At 49.7% G+C, this 14,580-nt stretch carries 12 protein-coding genes; 11 read left to right on the top strand and 1 reads right to left on the bottom strand.

Annotated elements, in window-relative coordinates; all coding sequences use genetic code 11:
• Positions 1-67: 67 nt before the first annotated feature.
• The 3 genes from folD (at position 68) to C7W93_RS08365 (ending at position 2,745) form a co-directional block, all read left to right on the top strand.
• On the top strand, positions 68-946 hold the full coding sequence (gene folD / locus C7W93_RS08375) for a bifunctional methylenetetrahydrofolate dehydrogenase/methenyltetrahydrofolate cyclohydrolase FolD (protein WP_108439598.1): 879 nt from the start codon (positions 68-70) through the stop codon (positions 944-946).
• 227 nt (positions 947-1,173) lie between these two features.
• The gene (gene purU, locus C7W93_RS08370; RefSeq protein ID WP_108439597.1) at positions 1,174-2,085 is read left to right on the top strand and encodes a formyltetrahydrofolate deformylase; all 912 of its coding nucleotides are present in this window, start codon (positions 1,174-1,176) and stop codon (positions 2,083-2,085) included.
• Positions 2,086-2,298: 213 nt separating this feature from the next.
• Positions 2,299-2,745 carry a dihydroneopterin aldolase gene (locus C7W93_RS08365; protein WP_108439596.1) on the top strand — a complete coding sequence of 149 codons (447 nt, stop codon included), beginning with the start codon at positions 2,299-2,301 and terminating at the stop codon, positions 2,743-2,745.
• A 344-nt stretch (positions 2,746-3,089) separates the two neighbouring features.
• Here C7W93_RS08365 and C7W93_RS08360 read toward each other — a convergent pair whose 3' ends face one another.
• The gene (locus tag C7W93_RS08360; RefSeq protein WP_225869870.1) at positions 3,090-4,757 is read right to left on the bottom strand and encodes an APC family permease; all 1,668 of its coding nucleotides are present in this window, start codon (positions 4,755-4,757) and stop codon (positions 3,090-3,092) included.
• A 545-nt stretch (positions 4,758-5,302) separates the two neighbouring features.
• Here C7W93_RS08360 and C7W93_RS08355 point away from each other — a divergent pair.
• From C7W93_RS08355 to cpaB, 8 genes are all read left to right on the top strand, one after another.
• Positions 5,303-6,436, top strand: coding sequence for an aminomethyltransferase family protein (locus C7W93_RS08355; RefSeq protein WP_108439595.1), 1,134 nt, complete (start codon positions 5,303-5,305; stop codon positions 6,434-6,436).
• A 269-nt stretch (positions 6,437-6,705) separates the two neighbouring features.
• Positions 6,706-7,599 carry a TorF family putative porin gene (locus C7W93_RS08350; RefSeq protein WP_108439594.1) on the top strand — a complete coding sequence of 298 codons (894 nt, stop codon included), beginning with the start codon at positions 6,706-6,708 and terminating at the stop codon, positions 7,597-7,599.
• Between the two features lie 781 nt (positions 7,600-8,380).
• Positions 8,381-9,730: a collagen-like triple helix repeat-containing protein gene (locus C7W93_RS08345; RefSeq protein WP_108439593.1), complete on the top strand. Its 1,350-nt coding sequence runs from the start codon at positions 8,381-8,383 to the stop codon at positions 9,728-9,730.
• Between the two features lie 182 nt (positions 9,731-9,912).
• Positions 9,913-11,649, top strand: coding sequence for a ShlB/FhaC/HecB family hemolysin secretion/activation protein (locus tag C7W93_RS08340; protein WP_108439592.1), 1,737 nt, complete (start codon positions 9,913-9,915; stop codon positions 11,647-11,649).
• Positions 11,650-12,047: 398 nt separating this feature from the next.
• Positions 12,048-12,224 (top strand): Flp family type IVb pilin, encoded by a 177-nt coding sequence (locus tag C7W93_RS08335; RefSeq protein ID WP_108439591.1) that lies wholly within the window; start codon positions 12,048-12,050, stop codon positions 12,222-12,224.
• 52 nt (positions 12,225-12,276) lie between these two features.
• Entirely contained in the window at positions 12,277-12,816 is a 540-nt protein-coding gene (locus C7W93_RS08330; protein ID WP_108439590.1) for a prepilin peptidase, read from the top strand.
• A 116-nt stretch (positions 12,817-12,932) separates the two neighbouring features.
• Complete coding sequence (locus C7W93_RS08325; RefSeq protein WP_108439589.1) at positions 12,933-13,448, top strand: TadE family protein; 516 nt, start codon at positions 12,933-12,935, stop codon at positions 13,446-13,448.
• Positions 13,449-13,533: 85 nt separating this feature from the next.
• The gene (gene cpaB, locus C7W93_RS08320; protein ID WP_108439588.1) at positions 13,534-14,535 is read left to right on the top strand and encodes a Flp pilus assembly protein CpaB; all 1,002 of its coding nucleotides are present in this window, start codon (positions 13,534-13,536) and stop codon (positions 14,533-14,535) included.
• Positions 14,536-14,580: the final 45 nt, after the last annotated feature.

The following is a 14,580-nucleotide window of genomic DNA, read 5'->3' as shown; positions in this document are numbered from 1 at the left end:
CAGCGACGTGAATGCCCTCAGTACGACAGAATTTTAGCTGTATTTGATCGACTGAAAGGGATGTTGAATGGTTGCGAAAATTATCGACGGCAAAGCGCTCGCGCGCGTTGTCAGGGGCGAGTGCAAGATACGTGCAGACAAATTGATCGCAGCCGGATGTCATCCGGGGTTGGCGGTATTAGTGGTGGGGAGTGATCCCGCGTCGCGGGTCTATGTCAACAATAAAGTACGGGCTTGTACCGAAGTCGGGGTGGAATCCACGCTGTTGGAATTTCCCGCTGATGTGAGTGAAGAAGAGGTCTTGATGAAAATCAAAGCCCTCAATACCGATCCCGCTGTGCACGGCATTTTGGTACAACTGCCGCTGCCGGAACATATTTCAGTACGCAAAGTGCTGGAAACCATCTCTCACGAAAAAGATGTAGACGGCTTTCATCTCTATAACGTCGGCAGCCTGGTATTAGGTAATTCGGTTTTCCCTCCATGCACGCCCTACGGTGTACAAAAATTGCTAGAGTCCGAAGGCATTGACGTGCGCGGGCAGAATGTCGTTGTAGTCGGTGCCAGCAATATCGTCGGCAAACCGATGGCGCTGATGCTGATGCAGCAGGAAGCGACAGTGGCGATTTGCCATGCGCGCACCCGTGACTTGGCGCAATTTACGATTCTGGCAGACATCTTGGTGGTCGCCGCAGGCAAGCCCGGATTGATCGTACCGCAGATGGTCAAAGCGGGCGCTGTGGTGATCGACGTCGGTATTAATCGTATGCCGGACGGCAGCATTGTCGGTGACGTGGATTTTGAAGGTGTAAAAAAGAAAGCCTCTTACATAACCCCTGTCCCTGGGGGCGTCGGGCCGATGACGGTAACGATGTTGATCGTCAATACGTTGGAATCGGCAGAGCGCGTGCTGGAAGCAGGGCGACATATCAGCAGCATTAATTGAGCTTATTTGTGGCGCATTGCATCACGTTGAACCGGAACAACGCAGGGCGGCCTTGCACATTCTTAATCCCTTAGTAGTAAGTCCTAAGAAGAATTGTTCGCCGTCTATCCAGCCCCGAAAATGACAACATGCGGAAAGAGGATTTACAAATATTCTGCGTTGGAATAGGTAAGTCCTCACCGTAAAGAACAGCATAAGTTACGTATTCAAATCGAACGGAGGAAACAATGGCGGTTGATCCAAAGCAGAATATTCCATCTGAAAAAAATCAGGTCGGCGAAAAAGTGTCGCGCCGCTACACGCTATCGTTATCATGCCCGGATCAACTCGGGATTGTGGCGGCAGTGAGTACTTTTGTTGCCAGCACTGGCGGCTGGATTATCGAAGCAAGTCATCACGCTGATGAAATCAACAAGCGATTTTTTATGCGGCAGGAAATTCTGGCCGATTCAATTCCTTACGGCATCGACGAATTTCGTTCACGGTTTTCTTCCATCGCCCGCGATTTTGGGATGGATTGGCGGATTGCTGATTCGGCTAAAAAGAAGCGCGTCGTCCTGCTGGTTTCCAAGCAAGAGCACTGTCTTTACGATTTGTTGGCGCGTTGGCAATCGAAGGAATTGGATATTGATATTCCCTGCGTAATTTCGAATCATGAGACGTTCAGAGGATTGGTCGAATGGCACGGAATTCCTTTTCATCACGTGCCGGTAACGGCTACGAATAAGACTGAGGCTTATGCTGAGGTTGCGCGTTTGTATGATGAAGTACAAGGCGATGTGATGGTGTTGGCGCGCTACATGCAGGTATTAAGTCCAGAATTGTGCGCCCGCTATCATGGCCAGATCATTAATATTCACCACTCTTTTTTGCCGAGCTTTATTGGCGCAAAACCTTATCATCAAGCGTTTGAAAAAGGCGTCAAATTGATCGGTGCAACCTGTCATTACGTTACCGAAGAGTTGGATCAGGGTCAGATCATTGAGCAAGATGTCAACCGCATCGATCATTCCGACAAGGTCGAGGATTTGGTACGTTATGGTAAAGATATTGAGAAGGCTGTGTTAGCCCGAGGTCTGCGTTATCACCTGGAAGATCGGGTGTTGGTGCATGGTAAAAAGACGGTTGTCTTTAAATAGGCAAGCTGGGCGATACGGTTTTTTATTCGCACGTGTCGTTGGGTTATTTGGAGTAAGAATGTTCGCCGACGTGATGTCGGCGGCTGCGCTTTTGTCGGGATGCATTGGATTGCTGGCAGAGGCGATTCGATAACGATCATCATGCACTATGCGTTGAAGGTAACGGTTGCGGCCGCGGTCGTTCCTTCGCGCAATAACCAGTGAAGAGTCAACATGGACACACGCGTTATTTCCTGGACTATTGAGGTTGCTGATATTAATACGCAGTTGCGTGTCGGCATTTGGGATCATGAACGTGAATTTCAGCCGATAAGGATCAATCTTTCGTTACGGGCGATAGCGCCTGCATTTCCAGATACGATTGAGGATTGTTTGAATTATCAGCCGATTTGTCGATGGATAACGGAGGAGTGGCCGAAGCAGCCACATACGCCGTTGTTGGAGACGAAGATGCGGGAATTGATGACGTTTGTTTTTAATTTCGATGCGCGGGTGGAGTGGGTTGATCTTGCTATTTCAAAACCGACTGCGATTTCGGAGGCTTATGGGGTGGGGATTCGGATGGCGTTATCTCGGGCTGATTTTGAGGTGGCGTTCAGGCAGAGTGTGGTTGCGCCATCCGTTGTACGACATTTGAATAATGCGGTGTTATCCCTTTGATGGTGACGGGGGACTTTTAGAGGGTGTTTGGTTGGCGTAGGATTCGGCGGCTTCTTTTAGGTCGGTTCGACGAGCTCGCCCCAACGCGCGGCTGTTGGTGGTAATCCATTCGTATTCTTGAACGGCGTATTCGTCTAGTAGGCGGGCGGAGGCTAGGGCTAGATGGTGGAGTGCCTTACAGACGGGTTTCTCTAATGGTTTTGTTAAGCGTCTGCACATTGTTTCAAGCCGGCTGTCAAACCGCATTCCTTTGTGAGGAACGTTGCCACCTTAACCCCGGTGAACTATCCACCGAGAACATACCGTTTGAATTGCCGACTAACTAAAAATCATCCCCGCCAAACTCACAAACCATGAAAGAAATAAACAATTGCCACCCCAGCAGCTAGTGCAACGTAAGGAAGTATCCCAGCGTTGCTGGATCGACCCTTGCCATCCACTCCCAGATCCATATCCTCCAACATAGCCTGCGGAAAGACCCCTTTATCCTGCACAAAATGTCGAAACATAAACACCGGAATAATCAACGTAGCGAATAACAAACCAGTCTTCAACGTACCTTCACCCCAAATATCCGCCCCCATCCCCATCATCGCCAAATTAACAAAACCCAACAAAGCCCCCATCAACAGCAGAATGGTCGGCGCCTTATAAGGCCGATCCCACTTCGGCCGATCAATCCGATGAATCCATCCCGCATTCAAATTCAAAAAATTAAAAATAATGTAGCCAACGTTCGATGCGGCAAGAATAAAAACATAATCCGACATCAACAACAAAATCAGGTTAAAACAAAGGTCCGTCCACATCGCGCTGGTCGGGGCACCGTTCTCATTAACGTGCGACAAATACCTCGGCAACCATCCATCTACAGACGCCTGATAAATCGTCCGTGAAGATCCCGCCATCGACGTCATGATCGCCAACATCAACGCCAGCACCAACATAATCACCAACACAACCGTAATCAACTTACTGCCGCCCAACATCTCCGACAAAGCCGCCCCGACTCCCATCCCACTGTAAATATCCGGTGCCAGCATCCCATCGTAAATAGCCGGTGTCGCCAACCCCGCAGCATCAACCCCCGCTGGAGTGATCAACTGCCCCAATCCAAGATGCCCCTGAAACGCAAACGGCACTAACGTAAACACCGCAATACACAACAATCCGGAATAAAAAATAGCCTTAAACGTATCCGTCTTAGGATTCTTAAATTCGCGGGTATAACACACCGCTGTCTCAAATCCGTAAGTCGACCAGCCAGCAATAAACAAGCCCCCAGCCATCAACTTCCAACCCTCAATTCCCCACACGCCATCAACCACTTTGCCAGCGGCATCGTGCGCCAGCGGTGCAAATGGAAAAAAATTCGCGTGCGGAATGTCCCCCGTCAAGATCGGCACCAGCCCAATCAACATCAACGGAATCAATGCTGTCACGCCCAGAATCATCGTCGCCTTAGCCGAACGCATAATCCCGCCATGCTGAATCCCAAACGCCGTCAGCAAAATCACCGCACCAAGGATGAATGTCGCATTAATACGCAATTCCAGACCCGTTTTGATAAAGCTCAAGTCCAGCAACGTCAGTTGCCACAGATTGATCGCCGCGTCAGGCCCGAACAGCGCATTGAGGATGTAACCAGCCGCCAGCCCAGACCCAATCGCCAGCACCGGCGACCACGCAAACCAGTTGCACCAGACCGAAATCGGCGCAATAAACTTACTATATCGGACCCACGCAATCGCGCCATAAATGGATGCGCCACCCGATTTATGCGGAAACAATCCTGCAATTTCCGCATAGGTGAAAGCCTGAATAAAACCAAAGCTGATTGATAGCATCCACACCAGCCAGGACGGTTTGCCAACGGTCGCCGCAATCGCCCCAATTGAAAATAAGACCAGCGCCGGAACGCCGCTGGCAACCCAAAACGCGCCTTTCCAATCGATCTGCCGATGCAAGGTCGCATTTTGTTCAATGAAATTGTCGGAAAAATCAGCAGGAATGGCGGCGCTTCGACCTGTATTTGCTCTCAATTTCAGTCTCCTGCTTTTGCAAATAATCTGATGCCGTCCCATCACCACTTTTGCAAAATGCAAAAAATGTGAGGACGCCATGTCCGTTTCTTTCCGCTATGTAGCCATTTCACCATGCCAGATAACAATCTCTGGAGGCATAAAAATGGCGGCTGCGGTACACGTCTTTGAACGTCTTGTTACGGATTAACACGTATCAGTAAGCATTGAACCCATTTTGAATAGCGTTAGCCCCAACAAACAATTCGCTATATGGATTACTCCTAAAGAGGTGTTGAATGCTGGCCAAATTTTGATAATCATAGAATCAGCATTTACCTGTCTGAAAGAGGCTGAAGCAAGAGATAAAGAGCGTGTTGGCGTTGGTATGGAGTGTAAATCCAGACGGCGCGCTCAGGCAAAGAAATGCGGAATTTATCGATAATAGTTGCAAGAAAGGCTGCCGGGCTGTGCATTGGTGGCCATGATTTTAGTAATTTTTATTATTAACGTGTTCAATCTAAGGAGTGGGATCAATGGCAAATTCATGGAGACGTTCAGTGCTGGCGGAACGGCATATTGCACTGGGCTCAAACCTCGAGGACTGGAATGGTATAGGTGCCGCCTGGACCTATAACCAAAGTCTGGCCGACGATCATGAAGCGATCCGTACCAAAGCGGGTCTGATGGACGTCTCCGGACTGAAGAAGGTGCATGTCGTCGGACCGCATGCGGAAAGCGTGATCGATTTCGCTACCACCCGCGATGTCTCAAAACTGTATGCGGGCAAGTCCGTGTATGCGTCAATGCTGAATGATAAAGGCCACTTTATCGATGACTGCGTGATTTTTAGAAATGGGCCTAACGCGTTCATGGTCGTGCATGGCGCAGGCCGTGGCGGCGAAGCACTGGCGAGCGCCGCAGTTGGGCGCAATGCTGCGCTATTGTTCGATGACGATTTGCACGATTTGTCGTTGCAAGGACCAGCGGCAGTGGAATTTCTGGCCGAGCACGTGCAGGGGATTCGGCAGTTGAATTATTTCCATCACATGCATACCAGTTTGTTTGGCCATCCGGTGACGATTTCACGTACCGGTTATACCGGCGAACGTGGCTACGAGATTTTCTGTAAAGCCGCCGATACCCCGCATATCTGGGACAGTATCGTGGAAAAAGGCGCTGCGATGGGTGTGCGTCCTTGCGCATTTACCGCGCTTGATTGGGTGCGGGTCGAAAGTTCGTTGGTCTTCTATCCTTACGATAATTCCGAGATGTATCCGTTCAAAGACGAACCGGCGGGCGATTCATTGTGGGAGTTAGGTCTTGATTTCACGGTCTCGCCAAATAAAACCGAGTTCCGTGGCGCACCTGAACACTTCCGTTTAAAAGGCAAAGAACGGATCAAAATCTTCGGCGTGTTGGTTGATAGCGAGAAAGCGACCGAAGCTGGCGATACGTTGTGGGCAGATGGCAAACAAGTCGGCGTGATTACTTGCGGTATGTATTCGCGGCTGACTAAACGGTCGATGGCGATTGCGCGATTCGACGCACCGTATGCGGTGCACGGCAAAAAGGTCGACGTGCGTGGAAAAGCAGGCACTTTGCAAGCCATTGCGCACACCCAGCCGTTCGACGATCCGGAAAAAACCAAGCGCACAGCAAAAGGCTGATTTCCTGAAATTTCCGCACACCGCTTTAGCCCATGTGCGGTTTTGTTTTAAGCAAAAGTCCCAGGCCAGCATCGCTAAAAAACGCCATGTGGATGACGGTGTTTGTTAGCCGATGTTGGCTTAGTCCATTTGACGGTTTTGTCACTTTTCATCGCATTAGCCATAAAGATTCCCGTTGAGAACGCGCAATGGGGTGCTGCGCAACCTCGGGCGTTTCTGCTTTCGGAGTTTTTTTCAAGGTGTTATCGGGTTAGTTTAGAGGAGACTTAATTGTGTTAAAAAGATCAAAAAATTCAGCCGTTTTTTGCCATGTAGCCGCCACACTTGTTTGTGGTTATCAGATCACCGCATCTGCCCAGACTGTCACCAATACAGCGCCCAGCGCGCCAGCTGCAGCCACGTTAGCGCCAGCGGCTGATGCAGCGGCACCGGCAGCAGCGCCGGTGTCTCCGTGGAGCGCCAATCTCACGCTGACCTCGCAATATGTATCGCGCGGCTTTCGTCAGACCTGGGGAAAACCTGCGATTCAGGGTGGTGTGGATTACACCCATCCTAGCGGTTGGTCGGCGGGCACCTGGATGTCTAGTGTTAGCGATCATTTCATCGAAAACGGCACGGTCGAATGGGATTTATATGGCGGTTATTCCGGCACAGTCGGTGACATTGCTTACAGCGGTTTAATTTATTATTACGTCTATCCTGGCGCAGAAATGTCGTTCGCCAAAACCAAATACAACTATGGCGAAGCGGTCGCCTCGGCCACCTATAAATGGTTGAATGTTAAATATTGGCTGACCTATACACCGACGTATTTTGGCTATAACAGCAACACGCTGGGCGTGGGCAATAACAAGAATAGCCGTGGCTCGGGCTATCTCGATATCAACGGCAATTTTGATCTGAGTAATGGCATTAATCTGCTGGTGCATTACGGTGCTGAACGGGTGCAAAACTTCTCTGCGTATAACTTTCAGGACACGCGGATTGCGTTGTCAAAAGTGCTGGACGGTGGCTGGACGTTGACCGGCGCTTACACCAAAGGCTGGGCTAAAAATGGCATCTATGCGCATTACACGACCGGCGCGTTAAATTCAGCAGGTGTGGCGGATGTGTCTAATCCGTTGGCTAGTACGTTTTTGGTGTCTGTAACCAAGACGTTTTGATGCTGCATGACTGTTCATTTCTCACGTAAAGCAGCTACGTAATTTACCTGACGTCCTTGTTGCTATTATCTGATTGCCGCCTGTAGAAGACCGGTTGGTATGGTCGGTTGTCGCGTGAACGACAACCGAACCAGCGCTTGCCGTCAGATTGCTGTGTATGTCTCAGGCCGACTACGATTACCTAATGTTCAGGTCATTGATTCGGTATCGATACATGCATAGCGTCATTTCTGCCTCATCGAAGGCGCTTACCGTTAGCGCAACTTGAATACTGACTCCTCAGCGGTCTGTCGTTTTTACTTTCCCTCCTGACCCTTTTTTAATAAAAATCCTGCGCACGCTTTATGCCAAATTGCGCATTTGATTCGGGTCCAAAATCATTCGTTCAAATTTTGCCTTGCCCAAGCTGCTGGATATTCATGTTCATTTGATGGCGCTGCCTTCTGGCACGATCGATAGGGTGAGGACAATTTTCTTGTCTTCCTTCTTCAGGTATCTGGGCCGCAGCAAATGATGGCTAAGGCGCGACCGATGGGATGTGATGTTCCCTGCGTTACGTTACATGTAACGTCGCATCGATTGATTTGATCGCCAATTGTGAACCATTGTTAATTCTCATTTTTTTTATAAGTCCTTGATATTAAATGAGGTTTAGATATTTTATGATCCTTTCCAAACGTGATTAATTGTTTTTGTATGAAGGTTTCCAGCTGGCATGTTCTTTGCTGAAAAGCTCCCAATCAGGCTATTACTTGTCTCGTCAAAAAAAGGGAGAGTCACCATGAAATCATCAAAAAAAATAGGTTTAGTTGCGGCATCAATATTACTCACCGGATTGTTAGCAGGTTGTGCTGGTAGCAGTGGCACCTTGAGCAGTGTTGGCGGTGGTGGACCAGGTAGCGGCAATCCCGGCACTGGCGATCCTGGTACTGGTACACCGGGTGGCGGTACAGGCGGCAGCGTACCAACATCTAACTTGGTATCGAATACTGGTTCGGTCGTGACGAGCGTCGGCACTGCGGTGCAGGGGATTGGTACTACGTTGACTAGTCAGTTGCCATTGCCGACAGATGCAAAAACCGGCTTGAACGGTGTTGTGACTAACGCCGGCGGCATTCTGACAACGTTGGGCGCGGGCGTGACGGGCGGCCTGGGTCAGATCGGGACTTCTCAAAATCCGATCGGCACAACGGTCGGCAGCGTTGGCGGTGTCGTCGGCAAAGTTGGTGACACGGTACAAAGCGCAGGCCAATTGGTGACAGGTTTGGGCACTGGTCAACTGGCTGCATTAGCGCCGTTGACAACCCCGCTTGGTGGTGTAGTCAACACGGTTGGCGGTGTGGTGAATCAACTGGGAAGCACGTTGACAACTGGCTTGACGACCGGTCCGGTACAACAGGTAACGCAGACATTAAGTACTGCTATCGTGCCGTTGACTAGTACGGTCAATACGCTGACACAAACGATCGGTAATACAACTGGCTTGAATCAACCGGTAAATGCTTTGCTGGGTGTGGTTGGTGGCACCGTAGTGGCGTTGGGGAATACGTTGACAGGTTCTAACGTGCCGGTGGCAGGTAGTTTGGGTGGCGTCGTATCGACAGTCGGTAATACCGTCGTTGCGCTTGGTAATAACAGTCTGACCAACAGTACACAACCTTTATTGGGTAATCAAACCGGCGGCTTGTTGCAACCGGTGAATAATGTGTTGCTTGGCTTGATCGGTGGCATCGGTGGTGCAGCGGGTGGTGCTGGTACTGGTCCTCTGGCACCAGTAACCGGTTTGCTGGGTGGCTTGACAGGCGGCTTGGGCGGTGCGGCCGGCGGCACAGGAGCGGGTCCTTTGGCACCGGTGACTGGGTTACTTAGTAGTCTGACCGGTGGCTTGGGCGGCGCGGCTAATGGCACAGGCGCTGGTCCTTTGGCACCCGTGACTGGTCTGCTTAGTGGTCTGACGGGTGGCTTGGGCGGCGCGGCTAATGGCGCAGGTGCTGGTCCTCTGGCACCTGTGACCGGTCTGGTTGGTGGCTTGACTAGCGGCCTTGGTGGTGCAACTGGTGCGGGGGCAGGTCCTTTGGCACCTGTCACCGGGCTGGTGACTGCGTTACTTGGTGGCGTGGCAGCGAAATAATTCTGTTTTCTCCGGAAAAAACCTTGGTGCAAGCCAGGTTTTTTTTGGTCAGTTTTAAAGAAGCATTTAATTTTTTCAGGTTATTTACATAGACAACGGCGAACAAGTACCAGGCTGTATGTCTTGCGTTATTTACCTTCGTCGTTACCGTTCAAAGAATCAAGATAGAGAGCAAAAGCAGTATGAAACTAACTAACATCATCAAACGCAAATATTGGCAACAAGGCATTCTGCGCCGTGCGGTGATGGTAGGTGGACTATGCATTTTTTCCGCACTGTGCGCGTTACCAGCCAGTGCGCAGAATCGGAGTCCGGTGCAAGGTAATCCGCTGGATGCGTTGCCGAAACCTGAGGCGGTACCAAGCGCGCCAATGACCATTAATATCCAGCCGCAAGCTGTCGATCCGGCATTGGAAAAACTCCTGGCAAGTCATTTGGTCCCATCGCGTTTTCAGATCGCGGGGGTGACGGCTTTACCGTTCGATCAGATAGCCGCCTTATTCGCGCCTTTTGCCCAACGCGATACGACGGTTGCCGAGTTGCTGACAGCGGCAAATAAAGTCACAGCAATGTATCGGGAGCACGGTTATCCGTTGTCGTTTGCCTTCATTCCAGCGCAAAGTTTTGAGGGCAATGTCGTGGTGGTCACCGTGGTGGAAGGTTACGTCAAAACGGTGAAGGTTGAGGGTAATCCCGGCAATGGCGAAGAGCGCCTGAAGGCGATTGCAGAGCAGCTTAAGCAAGGTCGCCCATTGCGGCAAGAAACCTTCGAGCGCGTGGCCGGTATTTTGAGTTTGCAGCCTGGCGTGCAGATCGTCGCCAATGTTCCGCCACCAACTACAACAGATGGCGGCACGGACATGATTCTGACGGTTAAACGTAAGCCAATAACGGCGGGTGTCGGTGCCGATTATCGTCAGCCGGGAATTCGCGGGTTATTGACTGCTAGTGCAAATGGCCTGACGCCGCTGGGTGAGCAAGTCACGGTCAGCACCTTGCAACCAAGCGGTCCGCTGCATGAGAAATTTTATGCCATCAATTATGTTCAGCCGATAGGTGTGAACGGCATGTTGGCGAAGGTGAACTGGTCTGACTATCGTTCACAGCCGGAGAGTCAATCGTTGACGAATGACCAATTTGAAGCCCGTTATCAGACAAAAACCGTGCGTGTTGGCGCGGCTTTAAGTTATCCGGTCATTCTTGATAGTACGCATAACCTTACTGTGACCGGTGGTGTGTATGCCGCAGAAAATGGTCAGACTTTTACGCGCTCTGTGCCGACTACCCCAATGTCGGTGGAAATAAGTTCGCAAGTCCGTGTATTGAGTGCCGAGGCCAGTTGGACCGCCGTCAAAGTAAGTCCGGATAAATTGCAGCAAACCCGTCAGATAGCAGTCGGTTTATATAAAGGTATCGACGGCCTGGGTGCTTCGCGTGAAAACAGTAAAGTCGATTTAGGTTTCACCCGCGCGACGTTGCAAGTGGCGCAATCAAATCAATTGCCGGGCGGATTCGGCATAGCGTTCGCGGCTAGCGCTCAACAAAGCAGCAATATCTTGCCGACATCGGAACAAATTGGGTTCGGCGGCAAACTTTTTGGTCTCGCCTATCCGGTGGGAGAGTTGGCTGGCGATAAGGGATGGGGCATCTCAGCAGAGATCAATCGCCTATTTCCGATTAGTACAACTTATCTAAAAACGGTACAGCCATATTTACTTGTGGATCATTCCCGGGTTTATTCAAATGCAGGTTCATTAACGCACGATACCTTGGGATCAATCGCAATTGGTACCCGATTTTCTGATGGACGTTATTACACCCTTGATTTGTCTTTAGCAAAACCGGTGGCCGATAAACCCTTTAATACAACATCCAGATCGCCACGGGTGAACGCGATCTATTCCTATCAGATGGAGTGACGATGCATTAGCTTTTGAGACTGTGGCAGTACAAATTAGCAGTATTTTAACCTTGTTTTTGTATATCCATATACCGATGGAGATTTTTTTACGTCCGCTATTCTATATAAAAAAAATATAAAAAACTAATAAAAAAATAGTTTATAAAATGAATATGGCTTTATGGAAATATTATGTTGAGGAAATTTTTTTTTAAAGCTATCCTGATACCACGTTGAAAAACTTGTAAGCCCATCTGCATAACTGTTTGCTCGATTCTCTAGTTAAAAGTTTTAGTTGGTTGCAGGCAATTTTTATTAAAAAGTCTAGTTTCTTACGGGCAATTTATTAAAAGGTTCTAGTTGGTTACGGGCAATAGACGGATTTTTACGGTGTGCGTTGTATCTTAGGAGAGAAAAATGAATGCGAAACTAATGAAATTTCTTCGTGATGAAGATGGTGTGACTGCAATTGAATATGGTCTGATTGCTGGGTTGATTGCTGTGGCGATTATCGTGGCGGTAACATCGCTCGGAACAAACGTAGCTAGTGTTTTTACCAGGATTGCCGGTCATTTGACAACAGTTGGTAGCTAACAAGAATAGTTTTTGATAGCAATTTTTAACGCGTAACTGACCAAAGAAAAAAATGCAGGATATTCGTCTTTGGTCATTTGCGCTGTTTGTTCTTTGGTGTGTTGCAATATTTCTTTATGACGCCTTGATTCGCCGCGTACCTAACAAGCTGTTGGTTATGGCGATAGCGGTGCAGCTATGCTGTTTTATAGTATTGGGGTATGGAGTGGTCGGTACACGCCCTGTAGATGGATTAACTGGCTTTGCTGGCGGCATGATATTTTTCCTGCCTTTGTATGCGTTACGTGCAATGGCTGCCGGAGATGTTAAATTTTTTGCTGTACTAGGTTTGCTGCTTGGGCCCACGGTATTGTTACCAATATTTTTACTAGGCTCGATGTGCGCAGGTGTATATGCGTTAGTGTTTTATGTGTCGAAATCCGGCGCTGCTCCAATTTTAGAAATTGTCGCGATGCGATTGCATAGCTTGCCTTTTTATCGGCAAATATTGATAAAACGCGGCGCGCGTATTGGTATTCCCTACGCTGCGTATCTGGCATTCGCTGCGGTCGTGGTTGAAACACTGAAATTGATGGAGGTACGCTATACGTAAGGAATGCGACCTTAAGATTTTTATGTTTGTTTAATTTTAGTCGTGCGTCTGTCGGGAGATAGATGAGGTAGATCGGTAAGGACATACTGAATGGTGTGCCGAGATAGGGAGTGGGAATGGTTAACGACTATACCGGTGGCGCTATTAATAAAGTGGATACCAGGAAGCTAGTAACTAGAAAAACGCAGCGCGGTATCGCCGCAATTGAATTTGCGCTGGTATTCCCAATATTCTTTGTATTGCTTTACGGCATTATTACTTATTGTTTAATCTTTGTCGTTCAACAATCATTAACACTTGCCGCTGCGGAAGGTGCACGGGCTGCATTGCGTTATGTTGCCGTACCCACGGTGCCCACTATTCCTGCTACACCCGATCCACGTGGTGTAACCGCGTGCAACGTCGCGAAACAGACTGTCAGTTGGTTAGATAGCTCGGTTGTGGCCTGCGTTCCCTCTATTATCCCGAATTGTTATATACCCGCTGCACCTGCAGTCGCTGTTGCCTGTGTCAAGGTAACCGTTTCCTATCCCTACAGTACCAATCCTTTAGTGCCTTTATTACTTGGTTCGCTAATGAGCGTTGCTGTGCCAACTACATTAGGGAGTTCGGCGACTGTACAACTTAACTAAAAGCAGCCGCGCTGGTACTGAAAGTACATTCCCGTTTTAGCCATCACATTAATCCGGCAGTTTTACCTTACCCCGAGCATCTCCCATGAATCTGACAAAAATTATTGCATCAATATTGGTAATTGCTGCGCTTGTGCTTGCGTTTGCCGCATGGTGGTTGGGCCGCAGCCCTCCGGTGGCGGCAGTTGCAGCGGCTAGCACTGAGGTCGCTACTTATCCCGTGGTGGTTGCGTTACATAGTCTGGATGCCGGCAAGGAAATTACTGCCGCTGATGTTCAATTGGTGAAATTGCCTATTAATCCTGCTGGTTCTTACACGCAGGTGAATGCGACCGTTGGCAAAATACCGATGGCTGTAATTGGTGCTGGTACGCCGATAACCGACACTCTGCTGGCAAGTGGATTGGCGTTGAAGTTGGCGGATGGGGAGCGTGCAGTTGCGGTTCCGGTCGACGAAATCGTCGGTGCTGGCAATCGGGTCCAACCCGGTGATTATGTAGACGTATTTTTTACATTGAAACAAGGTCAGGAGCTTGATAAAACGCAGTCACGTTTGCTATTGGCAAAATTGCGTGTGCTCTCTTATGGTTCGGCTGTTATAGGCAGCAGTGGCAGCAGTGGGGCGGAGGGTAATGCAGCTACCACATCGGCGCAACCGAACCAGGCAGGCCAGGCGAATCAGGCCGGTCAGCAGCCCCAACAACCAGCGCGCACTGCAGTGTTAGCGACGCCGGTAGCGGATGTGAATCGACTATTGCTCGCGACCCAAAACGGCAAGTTAATGCTAGCGCTACGTAATCCAGCCGATATAAGTATGCCTGATGTCGCGTTATTCCCAGCGCCGCCAGCAGTGCTCGGCGGTAAAAGCGGGTTGACGCGAGATCAGATTGCGACACTTGGGGCACCAGACAATCAGGCATTTGCAGGCGTCGAGTTAACCGGATTATCCGGCGGTGCTAAATCGCCATCGGTTATATCACCACGACGAGTAGCGCCAGCAACAGGTTTGAGGTCTCCCGGCAGCGGTGACAACAGAAATACCGTCGAGGTAATTCGTGGCGTACAGCGCGAATCCGTGGCTTTTTGACCCACCAGTCTTCGCTAGTTGGCTCCAGATCAATAACAGAATAGA

It is taken from the genome of Glaciimonas sp. PCH181 (assembly GCF_003056055.1).
GTDB lineage: Bacteria > Pseudomonadota > Gammaproteobacteria > Burkholderiales > Burkholderiaceae_D > Glaciimonas.
The sequence above is the reverse complement of the archived record's forward strand: the minus strand, read 5'-3'. Positions and strand labels throughout refer to the sequence as shown.

Coding starts and splice junctions, on each gene's coding strand:
- folD (WP_108439598.1), top strand. CDS start 68: ATGGTTGCGAAAATTATCGACGGCAAAGCGCTCGCGCGCGTTGTCAGG.
- purU (WP_108439597.1), top strand. CDS start 1,174: ATGGCGGTTGATCCAAAGCAGAATATTCCATCTGAAAAAAATCAGGTC.
- C7W93_RS08365 (WP_108439596.1), top strand. CDS start 2,299: ATGGACACACGCGTTATTTCCTGGACTATTGAGGTTGCTGATATTAAT.
- C7W93_RS08355 (WP_108439595.1), top strand. CDS start 5,303: ATGGCAAATTCATGGAGACGTTCAGTGCTGGCGGAACGGCATATTGCA.
- C7W93_RS08345 (WP_108439593.1), top strand. CDS start 8,381: ATGAAATCATCAAAAAAAATAGGTTTAGTTGCGGCATCAATATTACTC.
- C7W93_RS08340 (WP_108439592.1), top strand. CDS start 9,913: ATGAAACTAACTAACATCATCAAACGCAAATATTGGCAACAAGGCATT.
- C7W93_RS08335 (WP_108439591.1), top strand. CDS start 12,048: ATGAATGCGAAACTAATGAAATTTCTTCGTGATGAAGATGGTGTGACT.
- C7W93_RS08330 (WP_108439590.1), top strand. CDS start 12,277: ATGCAGGATATTCGTCTTTGGTCATTTGCGCTGTTTGTTCTTTGGTGT.
- C7W93_RS08325 (WP_108439589.1), top strand. CDS start 12,933: ATGGTTAACGACTATACCGGTGGCGCTATTAATAAAGTGGATACCAGG.
- cpaB (WP_108439588.1), top strand. CDS start 13,534: ATGAATCTGACAAAAATTATTGCATCAATATTGGTAATTGCTGCGCTT.